Here is a 16,115-nt window from a genome sequence, read left to right as displayed (position 1 = left end):
GCCGGCTACGTCGATATCCAGCTCGATCTACGCATGCCGGTCTACTTCGCCGATCCGCACTCGCCGTGGCAGCGCGGCTCGAACGAGAACACCAACCGGCTGCTGCGGCACTGGTTCGCCAAGGGCACCGACCTGTCCGGGTGGAGTCCCGAGGACCTCAAGCGGGTCGCGACCATGCTCAACGCCAGGCCACGCCCCACCCTCGACCTCAAGACCCCCGCCCAAGCACTCAAGAACCTCCTGACCCAAGCCGCCTAAGTTGCACTAACCGATTGACAACGGGCGGTCAAGATGACGTATAGCTTGCGGTTCGGCGGCTCGGGGCGGCTCGGCGGACGTGCAGGTTGCGGTTCGGCGGCCTCCAGGTTCGGGATGGACCTGCAAGTTGCGGTTGGCGCCGGAGAGCACCAGCAACCTGCGGTTTCGACGTTCGGGCCTGGCCGGATCGACGACTGACTTGCGGTTCGGCCTGCAGGGACCGACCACAATGAGACGTAGGGCCACAGCCATGTGCTGTGGCCCTACGTCTCATCCAGTACCTGGGCAGCTGTTCCCGGCAACCGTCCGGCAACGCGGCAACCCGGCAACCCGGTCGCCAGGACCCAGCCGCTCCTCCTAGCCGATAGCCGGGTGCGCGTTGGCGACGAGCATCTCGAACTGGGCCTGGAACCAGTGGCCGGACAGCGGCGCGTCCGCGAGCGCCCCCGTGTGGTTCCCGCCCAGCTCGCTGGACTGGTAGGTCGGGTCGCACATGCGGTCGAGGCGCTTGCCCTCGTCGTTCGGGATCTCCACCGACGAGCCGTCCGACTCGCCGGGGGGCTTGACCCACACGTAGGCGTCGAGGTGCGATTCCGGGTGGCCCGACGGCGTCACGGTCGGCCGCTCACCGATGCCGGCCCCCTCCGGGTTGCACCAGGCGCCGCGGTGGTTGCGGCGGTCCACCCTGGACTCGTTCACGTAGGTGTTCAGGTCGGTGGACGTGCTCACCGCCGTCGGGCGGTCGGGGCCGCCCCAGCCGTTGCGCGACGTGTCGATGAGCATGCCGATGCTCGACGGTGCGCCCTGGGCGATCATCAGGTCGTACAGGTGCGCCGTCCAGTCGACCTCGTCGAAGTCCGGGTTCCACTCGAACCAGCCGGCGGACTTCACCTGACCGCTGCCGACCTGGAGGTCGGGGTTGCTCAGGAACGGCTCCTCCAGCGGCGTGGTGTTCGCCGTGTTGGTGACGAAGCCGGACACGGCGGACCACCCGTAGGTGCTGCCCTCGATGACGTTCGCGAACTCCTGCGCGGAGCCGCTGGAGTTGTTGGGCCAGCCGAGCCAGCCCGAGTGGGCGGCGTCGAGGTAGGAGTACACGTTCCCGACTTCGTACAGCTCGGACAGCGCGTACTGCACGCCCTCGCGGTAGTACGGCGCCGAGGTGACGCAGTCCGGGTCGGACTGGTTGGTCACGAGGTTGGGCAGCGAGTCCGGCTCGATCGTGGCGACGATCCGCAGGTTCTCGTACTCCGGCCGGTCCAGCAGCGCGACGATCGGGTCGATGTACTCGCCCTTGTACCGCGCCATCCCCTCGGCGGTGGCGGGCAGCTCGCCGTTCGAGGCGAGGGCGTGGCAGTCCCGGCCCGGCAGGTCGTAGATGACCACGTTGAACACCAGTGGCGATCCGCCCGACTGGGCCACCGCCTGGTCGAGGTGCCATTCGAGGCCGTGCTGCCGTTCGGTACCTTCGATCGCCGCTATCCGGTCCATCCAGACCGACGTCGGCTCGTCCGCTACGGCCAGCATGTCCGCGGCGAGGCCGGGGTCGCTCACCTGCGTGGCGGCTGCCTCGACGGACGCCGACCAGTCCGGGTTGACGTACTGCCCTGCCCCGACGAAGGGGTTGTCCTCGAGCGCGACGGCCGGTGCGCTCGTGGCGACCAGTGCGGGAGCCGCGAGGAGTGCACCCGCTGCTGCTGCCGCCAGAGTGCGTGACCTGCGTGGGGACGTGCCGCGTGGGCGGCGTGGTGCTGTAGACACGGTGACCTCCGTTGGTCGTGCCGAGCGCGTACCGCTCCGGCTCGGGCCGGTCGACGCCACGCGCACCGCGGCGGCTCGTTCCGCCGTGGCATATCGCACCTTTGCCCACCGTTAAGCTCCAGCAGAACCTTCTTAAACGATTAGTCCCCGGGCGGAGGCGCCGTCGAGCCGCGCACAACGAGCCGCCCCACCGGCACGGTGCCCGACGGCGGCGCGGCGCCCTCCGTCGGATCCACCCCCACCGCACGCCGGGACGTCGCGGTGCCGAGGACCGCGCGCAGGGCTCTGCCGGTGGCCCGGCCGAGCTCCTCGACGGGATACGGCACGGCGGTGAGCGACGGCGCCGTCAGGTAGCAGGCCGGCGAGTCGGTCCCCGCGACGACCGACAGGTCCCACGGCACGCCGAGACCGAGCCGCCGTGCGACGTCGAGCACGAGGCCGGCGGTGGCGTCGTCGTCGGTCACGATCGCCGTGGGGCGGTCGGCCGCGGAGAGCAGCGGGCGCAGCGCCGCCGACGCGCGCTCTGGGCCGTCGCCCGCGACCGTGCGCAGCTCGATGCCGTACCCCACGAGCGCCGCCTCCAGCGCGGCCGCACGGCGGGCCGGCGCGACCAGACGCTCCGACCCTGCGACCATCGCGATCCGCCGGTGCCCGAGGCCCGCAAGGAAGGAACCCACCTGTGCGAACGCGTCGCCGTCGTCAAGGACCACGTGCTGCCAGGTGCCGGGCGCGTTGTCGACCGCGGCTCCCACCACCACGGCGGGCGCCGGGAGGGTACGCAGGGCCGCGAGGCGCGCGTCGTCGACCCGGACGCCCGTGACGACGAAGGCCGCGTAGCGGCGTTCCGTCCACCAGCGGTCCATGAGCTGCGCCGCGTCCGCGGGTGACTCTGCGACGTGCACCGCCAGCGTGAGCGTGTCCGGGCCCAGGGTCTGGAGCGCGCCCGCCACGAGGTCGAGCGGGAACGCGGCACGCGTGCCGAACGGCTGGTCGTGCACCACCACCAGAGCCGCGGCAGCCGGGCCGCTGCGGAGGGACCTGGCCGCCGTGGCGGGTCGCCAGCCCAGCTCGTCCGCCACCCGGAGCACCCGCTCCCTGGTCGTGGCGGAGACCCCTCTGCGGCCGTTCAGGGTGTACGAGACGACCGCCGTGGACACGCCGGCCACCCTGGCAACGTCAACAATCGTCGGCCGGCGCGCATGCGTCGGAAATTCGGACAGTTCAGGATCGTTCGGTCGCGACGTTGGGACCATAACCACGTAGCATGCACCCTCGGGTGAATTTTGCACAGCGTCAACGAAGACGGGTGTATTTGTATGCTTAGTGGAAAGCGCAGGTATGTCATCGGGGTGCTGTCCCCGGTGGTCGGTGGCTACTACTTCGGGCGGGTGCTCGCCGGGATCGCGCGCACCGTCCGCCCGGACGGGCACCGCGTCGTCGCGGTGCAGACCTACCCCGCCGACCTGGAACGCGACCAGTTCCCGGACCGGCCACCGGGAACGGCCGCCGTCAGCCTCGGCCAGCTCGACGGCGTCATCGTCATCACCACCGCGGTGAACGAGGCGACACTGCTCCGGATCGACGACGACGGCACTCCGATAGTGCTGGTCAGCGAGCGCACGGCCAGCATCGACGCCCCGGTGGTGACACCGGACAACGAGGGCGGGACCCGCGCGGCGGTGGAACACCTCATCGCGCACGGGCACCGGGAGATCGGCTTCCTCGGCAACTTGCGGCAGGCCGACATCGTCGAGCGCCACGAGGCCTACCTCGCCACGCTCGTCGCACACGGCATCACGCCCCGGCCCGAATGGCTCTACCGCACGGCCGACAACCAGGAGGCGAGCGCCGCCACCGTGGCGCAGGCCCTCGTGGGCGGTCCAGGGCTGCCGACGACGGCGACGGTCGCCGCGACGGACCGCAACGCGATCGGGTTCTCCCGCGCGCTGTGCGCCCAAGGACTGTCCCTCCCGGGCGACCAGGCGATCATCGGGTTCGACCACTCCGAGGCGGGCGCCCGGGTGCGCCCACGCCTCGCCTCGGTGGACCCGCACCACGACCAGGTCGGCGAGCTCGCGGTGTCCCTGCTGCTCGCCCGGATCCGCGGCGAGCGCGTGGCCGGCCAGCACCTGTCCCGCTCGACGCTCGTCACGCGAGAGTCGTGCGGCTGCCTCGACGCACGCGCCGGCACGCTCCTCGAAGGCCTCCCCGCGCAGGAGGGCTCGACGGCGTGGCGGCGGCTCGGCGAGGTGGCACGCGCGACGTTCGACGGCGCGGAGGCGCGCCTCGGGCCAGGTGCCGACCTCGACTCCTGGCTCAGGGGCGTGCAGCGGCTCTTCCGGAGCGCTGCGGCACTGGGCCAGGCGCCCACGCAGGCGACGCTCACGAGCCTCGCCGAGAGCACGCGAGCGCTCCGGCCCCACCCGGAGGCGCTGGAACAGCTCATCCCCGCGCTGCGGTCGGTCGAGGAGGAGTTCCGCGCACAGGTGCGCAGCGGCCAGGTACCAGCGGTGCCCGGCGAGCGGCCCAGCCCCCCGAGCCGCGCCGCACGCGCTCGCGCGGTCACCCACACGGCCACCGACGTGCTCGTCGCCCTCAGCGCCGGCTGCACCCAGACCCTGCTGGCCCGGTCCGGACAGCTCGAACGCACGATCGGCGACCAGTACGAGCTCGACCTGGACCTGCTGCACGGCGACGGCCGGGCGATCCGCGCACTCACCTGGCTACCCCGCGCGCACCGCGGCCCCGCCACGCTCGCCCTGTGGACCGACGTCGAGGTGGCCCCCCTGCCCGGCGCCGCACCGGCACCCGGCCCCGTGAACGGGGCACGGACCCTCGAGATCGTCGGCACCACCGCGGCGTCCCGCAAGGCGACCGCCCTGGTCGGCACACACCTGCCCGTGAGCAAGTTCCCGCCGCCGGCGCTGGCCGGCGAAGGCGTCGTGTTCGTCGTGCCGGTGACGTTCGGGCAGAGCGACTGGGGCATGCTCGCCATCGGCGGCGGCGTCGACACGCACGCCACCAGCTCCCGCGACAAGTACGACCACTGGGCGGCCATGGTCGCCGTCGCGCTCGACCGCGAGGCCCGCCTCACCTCGCTGCAGCAGCAGCAGGCGGCGCTCGCAGAGGCCGCCGCCAGGGAACGCGCGCTGGTGCTCGACCTCCGCACCGAGGTCGAGCGCAACGCCCTGGTCCAGGACGTCGCTCTCGAGGGCTCCTGGGACTGGGACATCGCGACCGGCCAGGTCTTCTACTCGCGCACCTGGCGGGCCCTTGTCGGCCTGCCCGACGACGCCTCGTGCACCGGCATCGAGGAGTGGACCGGGCGCGTGCACCCGCAGGACGTGCGGGCCGTGCAGATCGCCATCGCCCGCCAGCTCGCCGGTGCTACCGAGCCGCTCGACCTGGAGCACCGCCTGCTCGCCGCCGACGGCCGCGAGATGTGGGTGCGCTGCCGCGCCACCACCGTGACCGACGACGCAGGCATCCGCGCGCGCATGATCGGGGTGCTCATGGACGTGACGGGCATGCCTGCGCGGGAACGCCGGGGCGTGGCGCGGTGACGGCGGCGCCGTCCTACGGGACGGTGACCTCGCCGCGCTCCGCCTTCAGCGCGATGTCCGTGCGGTGGTGCGAGCCCTTGAGCCCGATCTTCGCGACGCCCTCGTAGGCCCGACGCCGGGCGTCCGCCAGGTCGGTGCCCAGCGCCACGACGGACAGGACGCGTCCGCCGGCGCTGACCAGGTCGCCGGCCCCGGCGCGGCCGGTGCCCGCGTGCAGCACGTGCACCCCGGGGAGCGCCTCGGCATCCTCGATGCCGGTGACCGGGTCGCCGGACCGGGCCAGCTCTGGATAGCCCTCCGACGCGACGACCACGGTCACCGACGCCTCGGGGCGCCAGCGCAGCGCCTCCAGCTCGGCGAGCCTGCCGCGCGCCGCCGCGAGCATGACCTCCGAGAGCGGCGTGACGAGCCGGGCCAGCACGGACTGGGTCTCCGGGTCGCCGAAGCGCGCGTTGAACTCCACCACGCGGGTGCCCCGGCTCGTGAGTGCCAGCCCGACGTACAGCACGCCGGAGAACGGGGTGCCGCGGCGGGCCATCTCCTCGACCGTCGGCTGGGCGACACGGGTCAGGACCTCGTCCACGAGGCCCGACGGCGCCCAGTCCAGCGGGCTGTAGGCGCCCATGCCACCCGTGTTCGGGCCCTCGTCATCGTTGCCGACGCGCTTGAAGTCCTGCGCCGGGACCAGCGGGACCACCGTCACGCCGTCGGACACGCAGAAGAGCGAGACCTCAGGGCCGTCGAGGTACTCCTCGACCACCACGCGGCCGTTCTCGTGGGACAGGCAGGCCTCGCCGTGCGCGAGCGCGGCCTCGCGGTCGTCGGTGACGACCACGCCCTTGCCCGCAGCGAGCCCGTCGTCCTTGACCACGTACGGGGCGCCGAACGCGTCGAGCGCCGCGACGACCTCTGTGGCGTCGGTGCACACGTGCGCCATGGCCGTCGGCACACCCGCTGCGGCCATGACCTCCTTGGCGAACGACTTGGAGCCCTCGAGCCGGGCAGCCTCCCCCGACGGCCCGAACACCGGGACGCCCGCCGCCCGGACCGAGTCCGCCACGCCGGCGACCAGCGGCGCCTCGGGACCGACGACGACCAGCTCGGCGCCGACCTGCTCGGCCAGCGCCGCCACCGCCGCGCCGTCCAGGGGATCGATCTTGTGCAGGGTGGCCAGCGCCGCGATGCCCGGGTTGCCCGGCGCCGCGTGCAGCTCATGGGCGGCGGACCCGGACGCGGTCTCCCTGTGCAGGGAGTGGATGATGGCGTGCTCGCGGGCACCGGTCCCGATGACGAGGATCTTCACTGTGGCAGAGGGCTCTCTTGGTGGGTACCGACTCAGCGGCTGTGGATGAGGTCGTGGACAGGGATGATCTCGTCGCGCTTCGGGCCCACGCCGATCGCGGAGATCCGGGTGCCGGACATCTCCTCGAGCGCCTTCACGTAGGCCTGGGCGTTCGGCGGCAGGTCCTCGAAGGCGCGGGCCTTGGAGATGTCCTCCCACCAGCCGTCGAACTCCTCGTAGATCGGCTTCGCGTGGTGGAACGCCGTCTGGTCGGTGGGCATCTCGGAGAGGCGGACGCCGTCGACGTCGTACGCCACGCAGACGGGCACCTTCTCCATGCCGGTGAGCACGTCGAGCTTGGTGAGCACGATGTCGGTGAGCCCGTTGATGCGGGTCGCGTAGCGGGCGATGACCGCGTCGTACCAGCCGGTGCGGCGCGCGCGGCCCGTGGTGACGCCGTACTCACCGCCGGTCTTGCGCAGGAACTCGCCCTTGTCGTCGAACAGCTCGGTGGGGAACGGTCCCTCGCCGACGCGCGTCGTGTACGCCTTGATGACACCGATCACGGAGTCGATCCGGGTGGGCCCGATGCCAGACCCCGTCACCGCGCCGCCCGCCGTCGCGCTGGACGACGTCACGAACGGGTAGGTGCCGTGGTCGATGTCGAGCATGGTCGCCTGGCCCGCCTCGAACAGGACGGTCTTGCCCGCCTGGATGGCCTTGTCCAGCTCGACGGCGGTGTCCGTGACCATGGGCCTCAGCCGGTCGGCGTACTGGAGCAGCTCGTCGAGCGTCTCGTCCACCGTGATGGCCCGACGGTTGTAGACCTTCACCATCAGGTGGTTCTTCTGGTCGAGCGAGCCCTCGATCTTGGCGCGCAGGATCTTCTCGTCGAACAGGTCCCACATGCGGATCCCGACGCGGTTGATCTTGTCGGCGTACGACGGGCCGATCCCGCGGCCCGTCGTGCCGATGCGGCGCTTGCCGAGGAACCGCTCGGTGACCTTGTCGATGGTGCGGTGGTACGGGGCGATGATGTGCGCGCTGCCCGAGACGAGCAGGCGGGACACGTCGACCCCGCGCTCGATCAGGGCGTCGAGCTCCTCGAAGAGGACCTCGATGTCGACCACCACGCCGTTGGCGATGACCGGCACCACGCCCGGCGACAGGATCCCCGACGGCAGGAGGTGCAGCGCGTACTTCTCGTCGTCGATGACGACGGTGTGTCCCGCGTTGTTCCCCCCGTTGAACTTGACCACGTAATCGACGCGGGAGCCAAGGAGGTCCGTCGCCTTTCCCTTGCCCTCATCGCCCCACTGGGCCCCGACGAGCACGACGCCTGGCATGGATCTCCACCTTCTCGGATTGCTGGGGTTGCTCCGCGTCGTGCGCACGATGGCGCCCGCGGGCCGCGCCCGAGTCTACTTCGTGGTGAGCGTCAGGGCGCGTACCTCGTCCACCGAAGTGCCCGAGTCGGTCAGGAACTTCGCACAACGCTCCGACTCGTCCTCCTCGCCGATGAGGTGAGCCGCCCGGGAGAGCGCGAGCAGCGCCCGGAGAAAGCCCTGGTTCGGCCCGTGGCTCGCCGGGATCGGGCCCTGCCCGCGCCAGCCGGCCCGGCGCAGCGCGTCCAGCCCACGGTGGTACCCGGTGCGCGCGTAGGCGTACGCCTCGACATTGCCCGCGGCGCTGTCCGCTGCGAGCGCGCCCTCCGCGAGGACCGCCCAGACGATGGACGACGCCGGGGCCGACGCCGCTACCTCGACCGGGTCGTCACCGCTGGTCAGGCGCTCACGAGCTGCCGGGTAGTCGTCGGGGAGCAAGGTCGGCTCGGGGCCCTGCAGCAGGTTCTCGTGAGTACTCATGCGCAAATTCTCACACCTCGACGGCAGGGATGGACAAAGGGGACCGCACGGCATTGCCCCGGACACCGGCCGGGATGGTGAATTTTGCCTTTCATCCGGTGCGATCCGACAACAGTCGTTACGCTCGACACATGATCGAGATCGCGACGTCTCCCACGACGACGACGCTCGTGATCGCCGGCGACCTCGACCTCGCCGAACGAGACCAGTTCCCGGAGATCGCGGCGCGCGTCGTCGGCCTGCGCAGGCAGCTGCTCGTCATCGACATGTGCCGGGTCACGTTCATGGACTCCACCGGGGCCGCGTTCCTCATCTCGCTGGCCGACGCCGGCCGCAAGCGCGGCGGCGCCACCGTGATCCGCGGGGCTGACGAGCGCGATCTGTTCGTGCTCGAGGTGTGCGGAGCGATGGAGCTCTTCCGCATCGACGACGAGCACTCGTGCGAGCCCTCCGCCCCTGACTCGGGATTCGCGGTCCTGGCCTCGCGGGAGGATGACGTGTCCCCGTTATCCCATCGCGACGCGTCCACTGCGTAAAACGTTATCCAAACCCCCTGCTCGGTTGTGCGCGCGATCTTTGCGGCTACCTGTCCGTTCTAGCCACAAATGATCGCGCCCACAACCAGCTACTTGGGTGGGGTGGGCTGGCGACGGAGCTTTGCCCAGACCAGCTTTCCGCTGCCCGACGGGCGCCAGCCCCACTCGGCCAGCCGGTCCACGATCTGCATGCCGAACCCACCCAGGCGGTTCGGGTGCCCGTCGGTGGCGACCGGCGGCGCGGGGTTGTTGTCCTCGACCTCGATCCGCAGCCCGTCGCCGGTGTCGTACAGGCGCAGCGCGATGTGCCCCCAACCGTGCAGCACACCGTTCGCGACCAGCTCCGACACCACGAGCTCCGCCTGCGCGGACTCCTCGATCCCCCACGCCTGACAGGTGCGCAGCACCGAGTGCCGGGCCCTGCCGATCGACGACGGCTCGCTCGGCAGCATCCAGCGCCGCCACCGCGGCGACAGAGCGGTCTCCCCGGCGTCGCCGGTCGGGTCGGGGATGCGGACCACGACTATCGCCACGTCGTCCTCCGGTGCGTCCGCCAGGCGGGACAGCAGCTCCTCGCCCACACCCGCTGCGTCACGGGCCGTGATGGCCGACGCCGTCTCCAGCAGCGCATCGAGGCCCAGCCGCAGGGACCGGTCGCGCCGCTCGATCAGCCCGTCCGTGTAGAACAGGAGCGTGTCACCCGGCTGGAGGCGCGCCTCGCCGGTGGTCCGCTCCCGTGACCCGAAGCCGACGAGCGCACCGCCGCCCTCGTCCAGCTTGATCACCTCGCCGGCACGCAGCAGGAGCGGCGGCAGATGGCCCGCACGCGAGTAGCCGATGGTCCAGACGTCCGGCTCCTCCTCGCGCTTCAGGGAGGCGTACACCATGCTTGCCGAGCGCGGGATGCCCATGCCGGCGACGAGCTGGTCCACGCGTTCGAGCACGCGGCTCGGCGTCGACAGCTCGAAGGCGTACGAGCGCACCACGGACCGCAGCTGCCCCATGGTCGCGGCGGCCTCGACGTCGTGCCCGACGACGTCGCCGATGACCAGGCCGACGAGCTCCGGCGAGATCTGCAGCACGTCGTACCAGTCACCGCCCACCTGGGCGTGCTCGGCGTTCGGGGCGTAGTAGGTCCATACGTCGAGCCCCGCGACGTCGGCCTGCTCGGGGAGCATGGCGCGCTGCAAGGTCTCGGCGAGCTTGTGCTCCCGCGCGTACATGCGCGCGTTGTCGATGGCGCTGCCCGCGCGACGGGCCACCACCTCCACCACCGTGCGCAGCGTGTCCGACTCGTCGGCATCGACGTAGTCGCCCGGCTCGTCCTCGTCCGGGACGATCACGACCAGCCCGAGCACGTCCCGCCGTCCGGCTACGGGGTGCACCACGACCGACTCGGGCGCCTTGCCCAGCTCGTCGGCGAGGCGCAGCGTGAGGTCGCGCTGCAGCCAGCCCGACGCCGAGTGCGGCGCGTGCGGGATGTCGAGGTGCAGCGCGACGGGGCCGTCGAGCGCGCCGTCGAGCACGTCCTGCACCGAGTCCACCACCTCGAGGATGGGCATGGGCCCGGTGGTGACGGAGTCACCGAGCGCATCGGTCTGCGGCCGACGGCGCTGGCTCTTGTCCGCGATGTTGTCGCCCTCGATGTACCGCGCGTGCCTGCGTCCACGGCCGCTCGGCGGTGCCGCGACGTCGATGCCTGCGGCGTGCCTGAGACCGTCGTCGTTCACGTAGAAACCGGCCCAGCGCACCATCGACTGGAGCAGCTCCGCGATGTCGCGCAGGGCGTACGGGTACTCGAGGTCGGTCAGGATCTCGGTGGTCTGCGCGATGAGGTCGAGGTCCTCGCGCTGCTGCCGCTCGACCTCGAGGCTCGCGAGCTGGGCAGCGTGCCGCTCCATGTGGTCGGAGACGTCCACGCTGAAGCCGACCCAGTGGGTGATGCGTTCGCTGCGGCCCGCACGGACAGGGGTGAGCGTGAGCTGGGCCCAGCCGTGCGTGCCACCACGCAGGTGGGAGCGCACGGTCGCGTGCACCTCCTGGCCCGCGTTGACCAGCTCGGTCATCCGCTCGAGGTCCTGCGGCTCCACGAGCATCTCGCCGAGCCGACGCACCGTGTACCCGGCGAAGTCGGTGAACCGCACGCCCGCGTAGTGCTCGAACGCGCTGTTGGCCCACAGCATCGGCATGCCGTCCTCGGTGGGCCCGGTCAGGAAGACGGGGATGCCCACGCTCACCGCGGCGCGCAGGACCACATCGCCGACCGACGGCGGCAGGGTCCGCGGGATGCCGGTGCTCGGTGCGTGCCTCCGCGGTTCCGCGCCGCCGGCTGCCCGGTGAGCGCCCCGCGGCGCGTTGCTCGGCGGGATGCTCGGGGGCACGCTCACCGCGTCGGCACGAGCAGGCCTGCCGGCGCCGAAGCCGTTCCCGTTCGACATACCGTTCGATGTTCTGCTCGTTCTACCGTTCGATGTCCCGTCCTGAGTCGGACCAAGGCCGAATACGGAAAGGCCGGGGTGCCGCGGCGGCGGAGAGGACGGTGTCAGACCGGATGAATCGGTCAAAATGCCCTCCCAACGGTATCTGTTGCTCGAGGTGCTTCTCCAGCAGGACATTCAACCGTAGATTGGGACGGTCCGAGATCTGAACCTCAACCTCTATCATCGGACCGACACAGCGCTACGACCACTGCTCCCGGAAGGAGAACCGTGCAGGACGGAACTTACGACCCCCCGCGCGGTCCGCAGGGCGGGAGCCCCCAGGACCCCGGCCATCAGACCCCCGAGATCGGCGATCCCGCGAGCATCCACGTCATCGTGGGCCGCTCCCGCGCCCGGATCGTGCTCTCCGGAGAGATCGACGCCGATATCGGCGGAGATCTGCACGAGGCCACGGCCGCGGCCGAGGAGTCACGTCTCCCGGTCGAGATCGACGCGCATCATGTGACCTTCATGGACTCGTCGGGCGTCGCGTTCCTCGCGCGCCTCGCGAGCCGCAGCCCGCACCGCGTGCGCGTGCTGCGGGCACCTCCGACCGTGCGCTTTCTGCTCGAGGTGACCCGGATCGGCGACCTCCTCGACATCGTGGACGAGGACCCGGGCTTCGAGCTGGACGACGACGGCCCGTCCGGCCCGCCGCCGTCCGACGGCGCTCCGGCCCCTGCCGGTGTAGGCGGCTGACGGCCGCCTTCGGATGGTCGGTAGAAGGTCAGGTGGTCGGCAGCCCGAGCTGCCGACCACCTGACCTTTTACCGATCACGCCAGCTGCCGACTCACATCTTGTGGCCGGCCGAACGGAGCTGCTGGCAGGCCTCGACGATGCGGGCGGCCATGCCGGCCTCCGCCGTCTTGCCCCAGGCGCGCGGGTCGTAGGCCTTCTTGTTGCCGACCTCGCCGTCGATCTTCAGCACGCCGTCGTAGTTCTTGAACATGTGGCTGACGACCGGACGCGTGAACGCGTACTGGGTGTCGGTGTCGATGTTCATCTTGATGACGCCGTTGTCGACCGCCGCGGAGATCTCCTCCGCCGTCGAGCCCGAGCCACCGTGGAACACGAGGTCGAACGGCATCTCCTCGCCGATCTCCGCACCGACGGCCTTCTGGATGTCGAGCAGGATCTCCGGGCGGAGCTTGACCGAGCCGGGCTTGTACACGCCGTGCACGTTGCCGAAGGTCAGCGCCGTGAGGTACCGGCCCTTCTCGCCCGAGCCGAGCGCCTTGATCGTGGCCAGGCCGTCCTCGACCGTCGTGTACAGCTTGTCGTTGATCTCGGCCATGTGGCCGTCCTCCTCGCCACCGACGACGCCGATCTCGATCTCGAGGATCGTGCGCGCCGCCTGCGACAGCTCGAGCAGCTCGGCCGCGATCACGAGGTTCTCCTCGATCGGCACGGTGGAGCCGTCGAACATGTGCGACTGGAACGTCGGCAGACCGCCGTTCTTCACCTGCTCGGCCTCGATCGCGAGCAGCGGCTTGACCCAGGAGTCGAGCTTGTCGGCCGTGCAGTGGTCCGTGTGGATGGCGATGTTGACGCCGTAGCCCTTTGCGACCTCGTGCGCGTAGGCCGCCAGCGCGAGGGAACCGGAGACCCGGTCCTTCACCGTCGAACCCGATGCGTACTCGGCGCCACCCACGGAGACCTGGATGATGCCGTCCGACTCCGCCTCGGCAAAGCCCTGAAGCGCGGCTGTGATGGTCTGCGACGACGTGATGTTGACCGCGGGGTAGGCAAACTTGCCGGCCTTCGCCCGGTCGATCATCTCGGCGTAGACCTCAGGGGTTGCGATGGGCATCTGCGAAACTCCAAACGACTGGTGAGATGGGCGGTCGCAGGAATGTCCAAGGCCGCCCGGGTATGCACCATCGATCTTGCCACGATCCACAGGCAGCCGTGTGCGGCCGTTCGACAGTCGAACGGCCGAATCACGCTCGATCAGGGCAGCGGCGGCGTCTCGCCGTCGAGCAGCATCCGGCCGGCCCGCACCTTGGCCTCGACGAAGTCGGTCTCCCACAGGTCGCTCAGCGCCTCGGCGTCGTCGGCGTCGTAGCCGGCATCGATGAACGCATGAGCTGCCGCAGTGTCGGCCACCGACGGCTCTGGCGTGGTGTATCTGCCCGGCTCGAACGGGAGCTCCTTGCCGTCCAGGATCATCTGGCCTGCCCGTGCCTTGGTCTCGGTGGAGTCGAGCGCCCAGATCTCCTCGAGCTTCACCTGGTCCTCGTAGCTGTACTCGGCGCCCCAGAACGCCTCGTACTGCTCGCGCGTGTAGCCGTCGGGCATCGAGGACCAGTCGACACCCACGGCGTGTGCGATGCCGTCGACCGTGGCGGCGAACTCCGTATAGGGGTCGGTCGCCGCGGCGGTGGCCGCTCCGACCACGCCCAGTGCCGATGCGACCACACCGGTGACCGCGATAAAGCCCGCGCGCCGGACGAACGGGGTCGCGGCGCCGCTCCGGCCGTCGGCCGCTGCTCCGACACGGGCAGCGATCCGCTGGGTCAGCGCAGCGGTGTCGGCGGCGGCAGGCTCGCGCGAGCGCAGGGCCGCCGCGATCTGCTCGGCGAGGGCGTCGTGCTGGGCATCGTGCCGGGTGCGGCCCTCCGGCCGGGTTCCGGGCACCGGAGTGCCCGTGGGACGGTCGTGGTTCATCTCGTCTCCATGAAGATCGGGGCGGTGCGCCGGAGAGTGGCCAGAGCGCGCGAGGCGTGGGAACGAACGGTGGCGGGCGAGGTGCCGAGAACTGTCGCGATCTCCGTGTCCACCAGCCCCTCGTAGTACCGGAGCACGAGCACCGTGCGCTGCCGCGCCGGAAGCTGTTCGAGGCGGCGCCACATGTCGTCCTCCTGTGCGAGGTTCTCCGCGTGGTCCCCCGCGGTGCCACCGCGCCTGACCAGCGTGTCGTCGGCGGTGGGCTGGATCATCCGCACGTGCCAACGGCGGCGCCACGAGAGGTGCTCGTTGGTGATCATGCGCCGGAGGTACAGGTCGGGCCGCTCCGTCAGGGCGATCCGGTGCCACCGCTGGTGAGCGCGCAGCAGTACCTCCTGCACCAGGTCCGCGGCGGTGTGCTGGTCACCGACCAGCACCGTCGCATACCGGATCAGGCCAGGCAGGTGCGTCCGCACCAGCTCGTCCAGGGTCCGGGCCGGGCCGGCGTGGCCGGCGTCGTGCGTGGGCACTCGCGGCTCCACCACGCGCGGGACGGGCGTGCTGTTCGGGCTGGTGGCGGGTAGCCAGACGGTCATCGACCGGCTCCCGTCGTCGCCAGGGCCAGCAGTGCCCCGGTCGGGTCGTGCGCCGCGCCGCCGTCGGGCCGCGGGACCGGGGCGTCGTCGAGGCATCTCAGCACCAGGCGCTCGACGAGCGCGGCCCGGCGCAGGATGTCCGAGGCCTCCAGCGCACCGGGCAGGATGCGCACCTCGACGGTGTCGCGGACGGGGTGCGGGGCGACGAGCTGGGTGAGGTTCACGTCGGCGTACTTCGTCAGGCCGATCCCGCGCGCGGCCGCGCGCAGCTCGCCCCACGACTGGTCACCGCGCTCCACGAGCCGGAGCAGCTCGGTGGGCAGCGGTGCCAGACGGCGGCAGGCCTCGTTGGTGCCCAGCGCCGCCCACAGCGGTTCGCGCCAGTGCCCGAACAGCCGGACCAGGTTGGCGAACGCCGCGGGCCGCCGGAAGGGCGCGCCGTCCAGGTGCAAGTGGACGGCGGCCTCTGCGGGCACGGTGAAGCCGAGGTCCCGCGCGGGGGTGAGCAGCTCGTCGAGCACCGTGCCGTGGTCCTCGGTGATCGGCGGGGTGACCACCTCGCAGGGCCGCTCGCGCCCTGCCGGCAGCGGCATCGCGACCGCGATGGTGGCGCCAGAGGCGTCGTTCACCCTCGCCGCCCCGCCTCTCGGCTCGACCTGGGTGCCGAACAGCTCGGCGACCGGAGCCAGGACGTCGGGCAGGGCGGCGACAGGGTCCGAGCACCGCTCGATCAGGCGCAGCAGACGGGGCTCGTCGCACAGCACCCGGTACCACCCGCGGTGCCCGGGCCGGGTTGTCGTGCCGGCCAGGTCGGACACGATGGTGATGTCGTCCACGAGCCGCGCCACCGGGGCGCCGGCACCGTCCACCACGTCGAACGCGGGGGACAGGTGCCGGAACACCCCGACGCCCGGCACCGCTGACGGCTCGCTGTCGGTGTGGAACGACCGGCACACCCGGCCGGCGCGGCGGGCGGCAAGAGCGTCCGCGAGCACCTGCCGGTCGGAGCCGGCGGGCGCGAGCAGCTCGATCTCGAAGCCGGTGCGCAGCGTGAGGGTGTCGATGGTCGTCTCCTGGCGAGTCGTCAGCGGTGCCGGGAGCACAGG

General features: G+C 71.3%; 14 protein-coding genes. 4 read left to right on the top strand and 10 right to left on the bottom strand.

Going from position 1 to position 16,115, the window contains the following annotated elements:
• Positions 1-258 (top strand): IS30 family transposase (locus APR04_RS17845; protein ID WP_253872498.1); only part of this gene is annotated, 258 nt, incomplete at its 5' end.
• A gap of 357 nt (positions 259-615) precedes the next feature.
• Here the strand turns inward: APR04_RS17845 and APR04_RS17840 are convergent.
• On the bottom strand, positions 616-2,019 hold the full coding sequence (locus APR04_RS17840; RefSeq protein WP_253872495.1) for a glycoside hydrolase family 6 protein: 1,404 nt from the start codon (positions 2,017-2,019) through the stop codon (positions 616-618).
• A 140-nt stretch (positions 2,020-2,159) separates the two neighbouring features.
• Positions 2,160-3,176: a LacI family DNA-binding transcriptional regulator gene (locus APR04_RS17835; RefSeq protein ID WP_253872492.1), complete on the bottom strand. Its 1,017-nt coding sequence runs from the start codon at positions 3,174-3,176 to the stop codon at positions 2,160-2,162.
• Positions 3,177-3,335: 159 nt separating this feature from the next.
• Here APR04_RS17835 and APR04_RS17830 point away from each other — a divergent pair, with 159 nt between their 5' ends.
• Positions 3,336-5,582, top strand: a complete 2,247-nt coding sequence (locus APR04_RS17830) for a substrate-binding domain-containing protein (protein WP_253872489.1) — start codon at positions 3,336-3,338, stop codon at positions 5,580-5,582.
• Between the two features lie 13 nt (positions 5,583-5,595).
• On the opposite strand, the gene purD is transcribed toward APR04_RS17830, so the two are convergent.
• From purD to APR04_RS17815, 3 genes are all read right to left on the bottom strand, one after another.
• A complete protein-coding gene (purD, locus tag APR04_RS17825; RefSeq protein WP_253872486.1) occupies positions 5,596-6,885 on the bottom strand; it encodes a phosphoribosylamine--glycine ligase in 1,290 nt (429 codons plus the stop codon).
• Positions 6,886-6,917: 32 nt separating this feature from the next.
• Positions 6,918-8,210, bottom strand: coding sequence for an adenylosuccinate synthase (locus tag APR04_RS17820; protein ID WP_253872485.1), 1,293 nt, complete (start codon positions 8,208-8,210; stop codon positions 6,918-6,920).
• A gap of 75 nt (positions 8,211-8,285) precedes the next feature.
• On the bottom strand, positions 8,286-8,729 hold the full coding sequence (locus APR04_RS17815) for a DUF3151 domain-containing protein (protein WP_253872484.1): 444 nt from the start codon (positions 8,727-8,729) through the stop codon (positions 8,286-8,288).
• A 131-nt stretch (positions 8,730-8,860) separates the two neighbouring features.
• Here APR04_RS17815 and APR04_RS17810 point away from each other — a divergent pair, with 131 nt between their 5' ends.
• The gene (locus tag APR04_RS17810) at positions 8,861-9,265 is read left to right on the top strand and encodes an STAS domain-containing protein (RefSeq protein WP_253872483.1); all 405 of its coding nucleotides are present in this window, start codon (positions 8,861-8,863) and stop codon (positions 9,263-9,265) included.
• A gap of 89 nt (positions 9,266-9,354) precedes the next feature.
• On the opposite strand, the gene APR04_RS17805 is transcribed toward APR04_RS17810, so the two are convergent.
• On the bottom strand, positions 9,355-11,703 hold the full coding sequence (locus APR04_RS17805; protein WP_253872481.1) for a SpoIIE family protein phosphatase: 2,349 nt from the start codon (positions 11,701-11,703) through the stop codon (positions 9,355-9,357).
• 270 nt (positions 11,704-11,973) lie between these two features.
• Between APR04_RS17805 and APR04_RS17800 the strand changes: the two genes are divergently transcribed.
• A complete protein-coding gene (locus APR04_RS17800; protein WP_308292365.1) occupies positions 11,974-12,444 on the top strand; it encodes an STAS domain-containing protein in 471 nt (156 codons plus the stop codon).
• 92 nt (positions 12,445-12,536) lie between these two features.
• Here the strand turns inward: APR04_RS17800 and fbaA are convergent, their stop codons facing one another.
• The 4 genes from fbaA to APR04_RS17780 all read right to left on the bottom strand — a co-directional run bounded on the left by fbaA (position 12,537) and on the right by APR04_RS17780 (position 16,112).
• Positions 12,537-13,556: a class II fructose-bisphosphate aldolase gene (gene fbaA / locus APR04_RS17795; RefSeq protein ID WP_253872479.1), complete on the bottom strand. Its 1,020-nt coding sequence runs from the start codon at positions 13,554-13,556 to the stop codon at positions 12,537-12,539.
• A 140-nt stretch (positions 13,557-13,696) separates the two neighbouring features.
• Positions 13,697-14,413 carry a hypothetical protein gene (locus APR04_RS17790; protein WP_253872478.1) on the bottom strand — a complete coding sequence of 239 codons (717 nt, stop codon included), beginning with the start codon at positions 14,411-14,413 and terminating at the stop codon, positions 13,697-13,699.
• Positions 14,410-15,009: an RNA polymerase sigma factor gene (locus tag APR04_RS17785; RefSeq protein ID WP_253872476.1), complete on the bottom strand. Its 600-nt coding sequence runs from the start codon at positions 15,007-15,009 to the stop codon at positions 14,410-14,412. Before APR04_RS17785 ends, APR04_RS17790 begins: the two co-directional genes overlap by 4 nt.
• Positions 15,006-16,112 carry an amidoligase family protein gene (locus APR04_RS17780; protein ID WP_253872473.1) on the bottom strand — a complete coding sequence of 369 codons (1,107 nt, stop codon included), beginning with the start codon at positions 16,110-16,112 and terminating at the stop codon, positions 15,006-15,008. The genes APR04_RS17785 and APR04_RS17780 overlap by 4 nt, the downstream gene beginning before the upstream one ends.
• Positions 16,113-16,115: the final 3 nt, after the last annotated feature.

This window comes from Promicromonospora umidemergens, from assembly GCF_024171995.1.
Taxonomy (GTDB): domain Bacteria; phylum Actinomycetota; class Actinomycetes; order Actinomycetales; family Cellulomonadaceae; genus Promicromonospora; species Promicromonospora umidemergens.
This window is presented reverse-complemented; position numbering and strand designations above follow the sequence as displayed.

Coding starts and splice junctions, on each gene's coding strand:
- APR04_RS17785 (WP_253872476.1), bottom strand. CDS start 15,009: ATGACCGTCTGGCTACCCGCCACCAGCCCGAACAGCACGCCCGTCCCG.
- fbaA (WP_253872479.1), bottom strand. CDS start 13,556: ATGCCCATCGCAACCCCTGAGGTCTACGCCGAGATGATCGACCGGGCG.
- APR04_RS17790 (WP_253872478.1), bottom strand. CDS start 14,413: ATGAACCACGACCGTCCCACGGGCACTCCGGTGCCCGGAACCCGGCCG.
- APR04_RS17820 (WP_253872485.1), bottom strand. CDS start 8,210: ATGCCAGGCGTCGTGCTCGTCGGGGCCCAGTGGGGCGATGAGGGCAAG.
- APR04_RS17815 (WP_253872484.1), bottom strand. CDS start 8,729: ATGAGTACTCACGAGAACCTGCTGCAGGGCCCCGAGCCGACCTTGCTC.
- APR04_RS17830 (WP_253872489.1), top strand. CDS start 3,336: ATGCTTAGTGGAAAGCGCAGGTATGTCATCGGGGTGCTGTCCCCGGTG.
- APR04_RS17810 (WP_253872483.1), top strand. CDS start 8,861: ATGATCGAGATCGCGACGTCTCCCACGACGACGACGCTCGTGATCGCC.
- APR04_RS17805 (WP_253872481.1), bottom strand. CDS start 11,703: ATGTCGAACGGGAACGGCTTCGGCGCCGGCAGGCCTGCTCGTGCCGAC.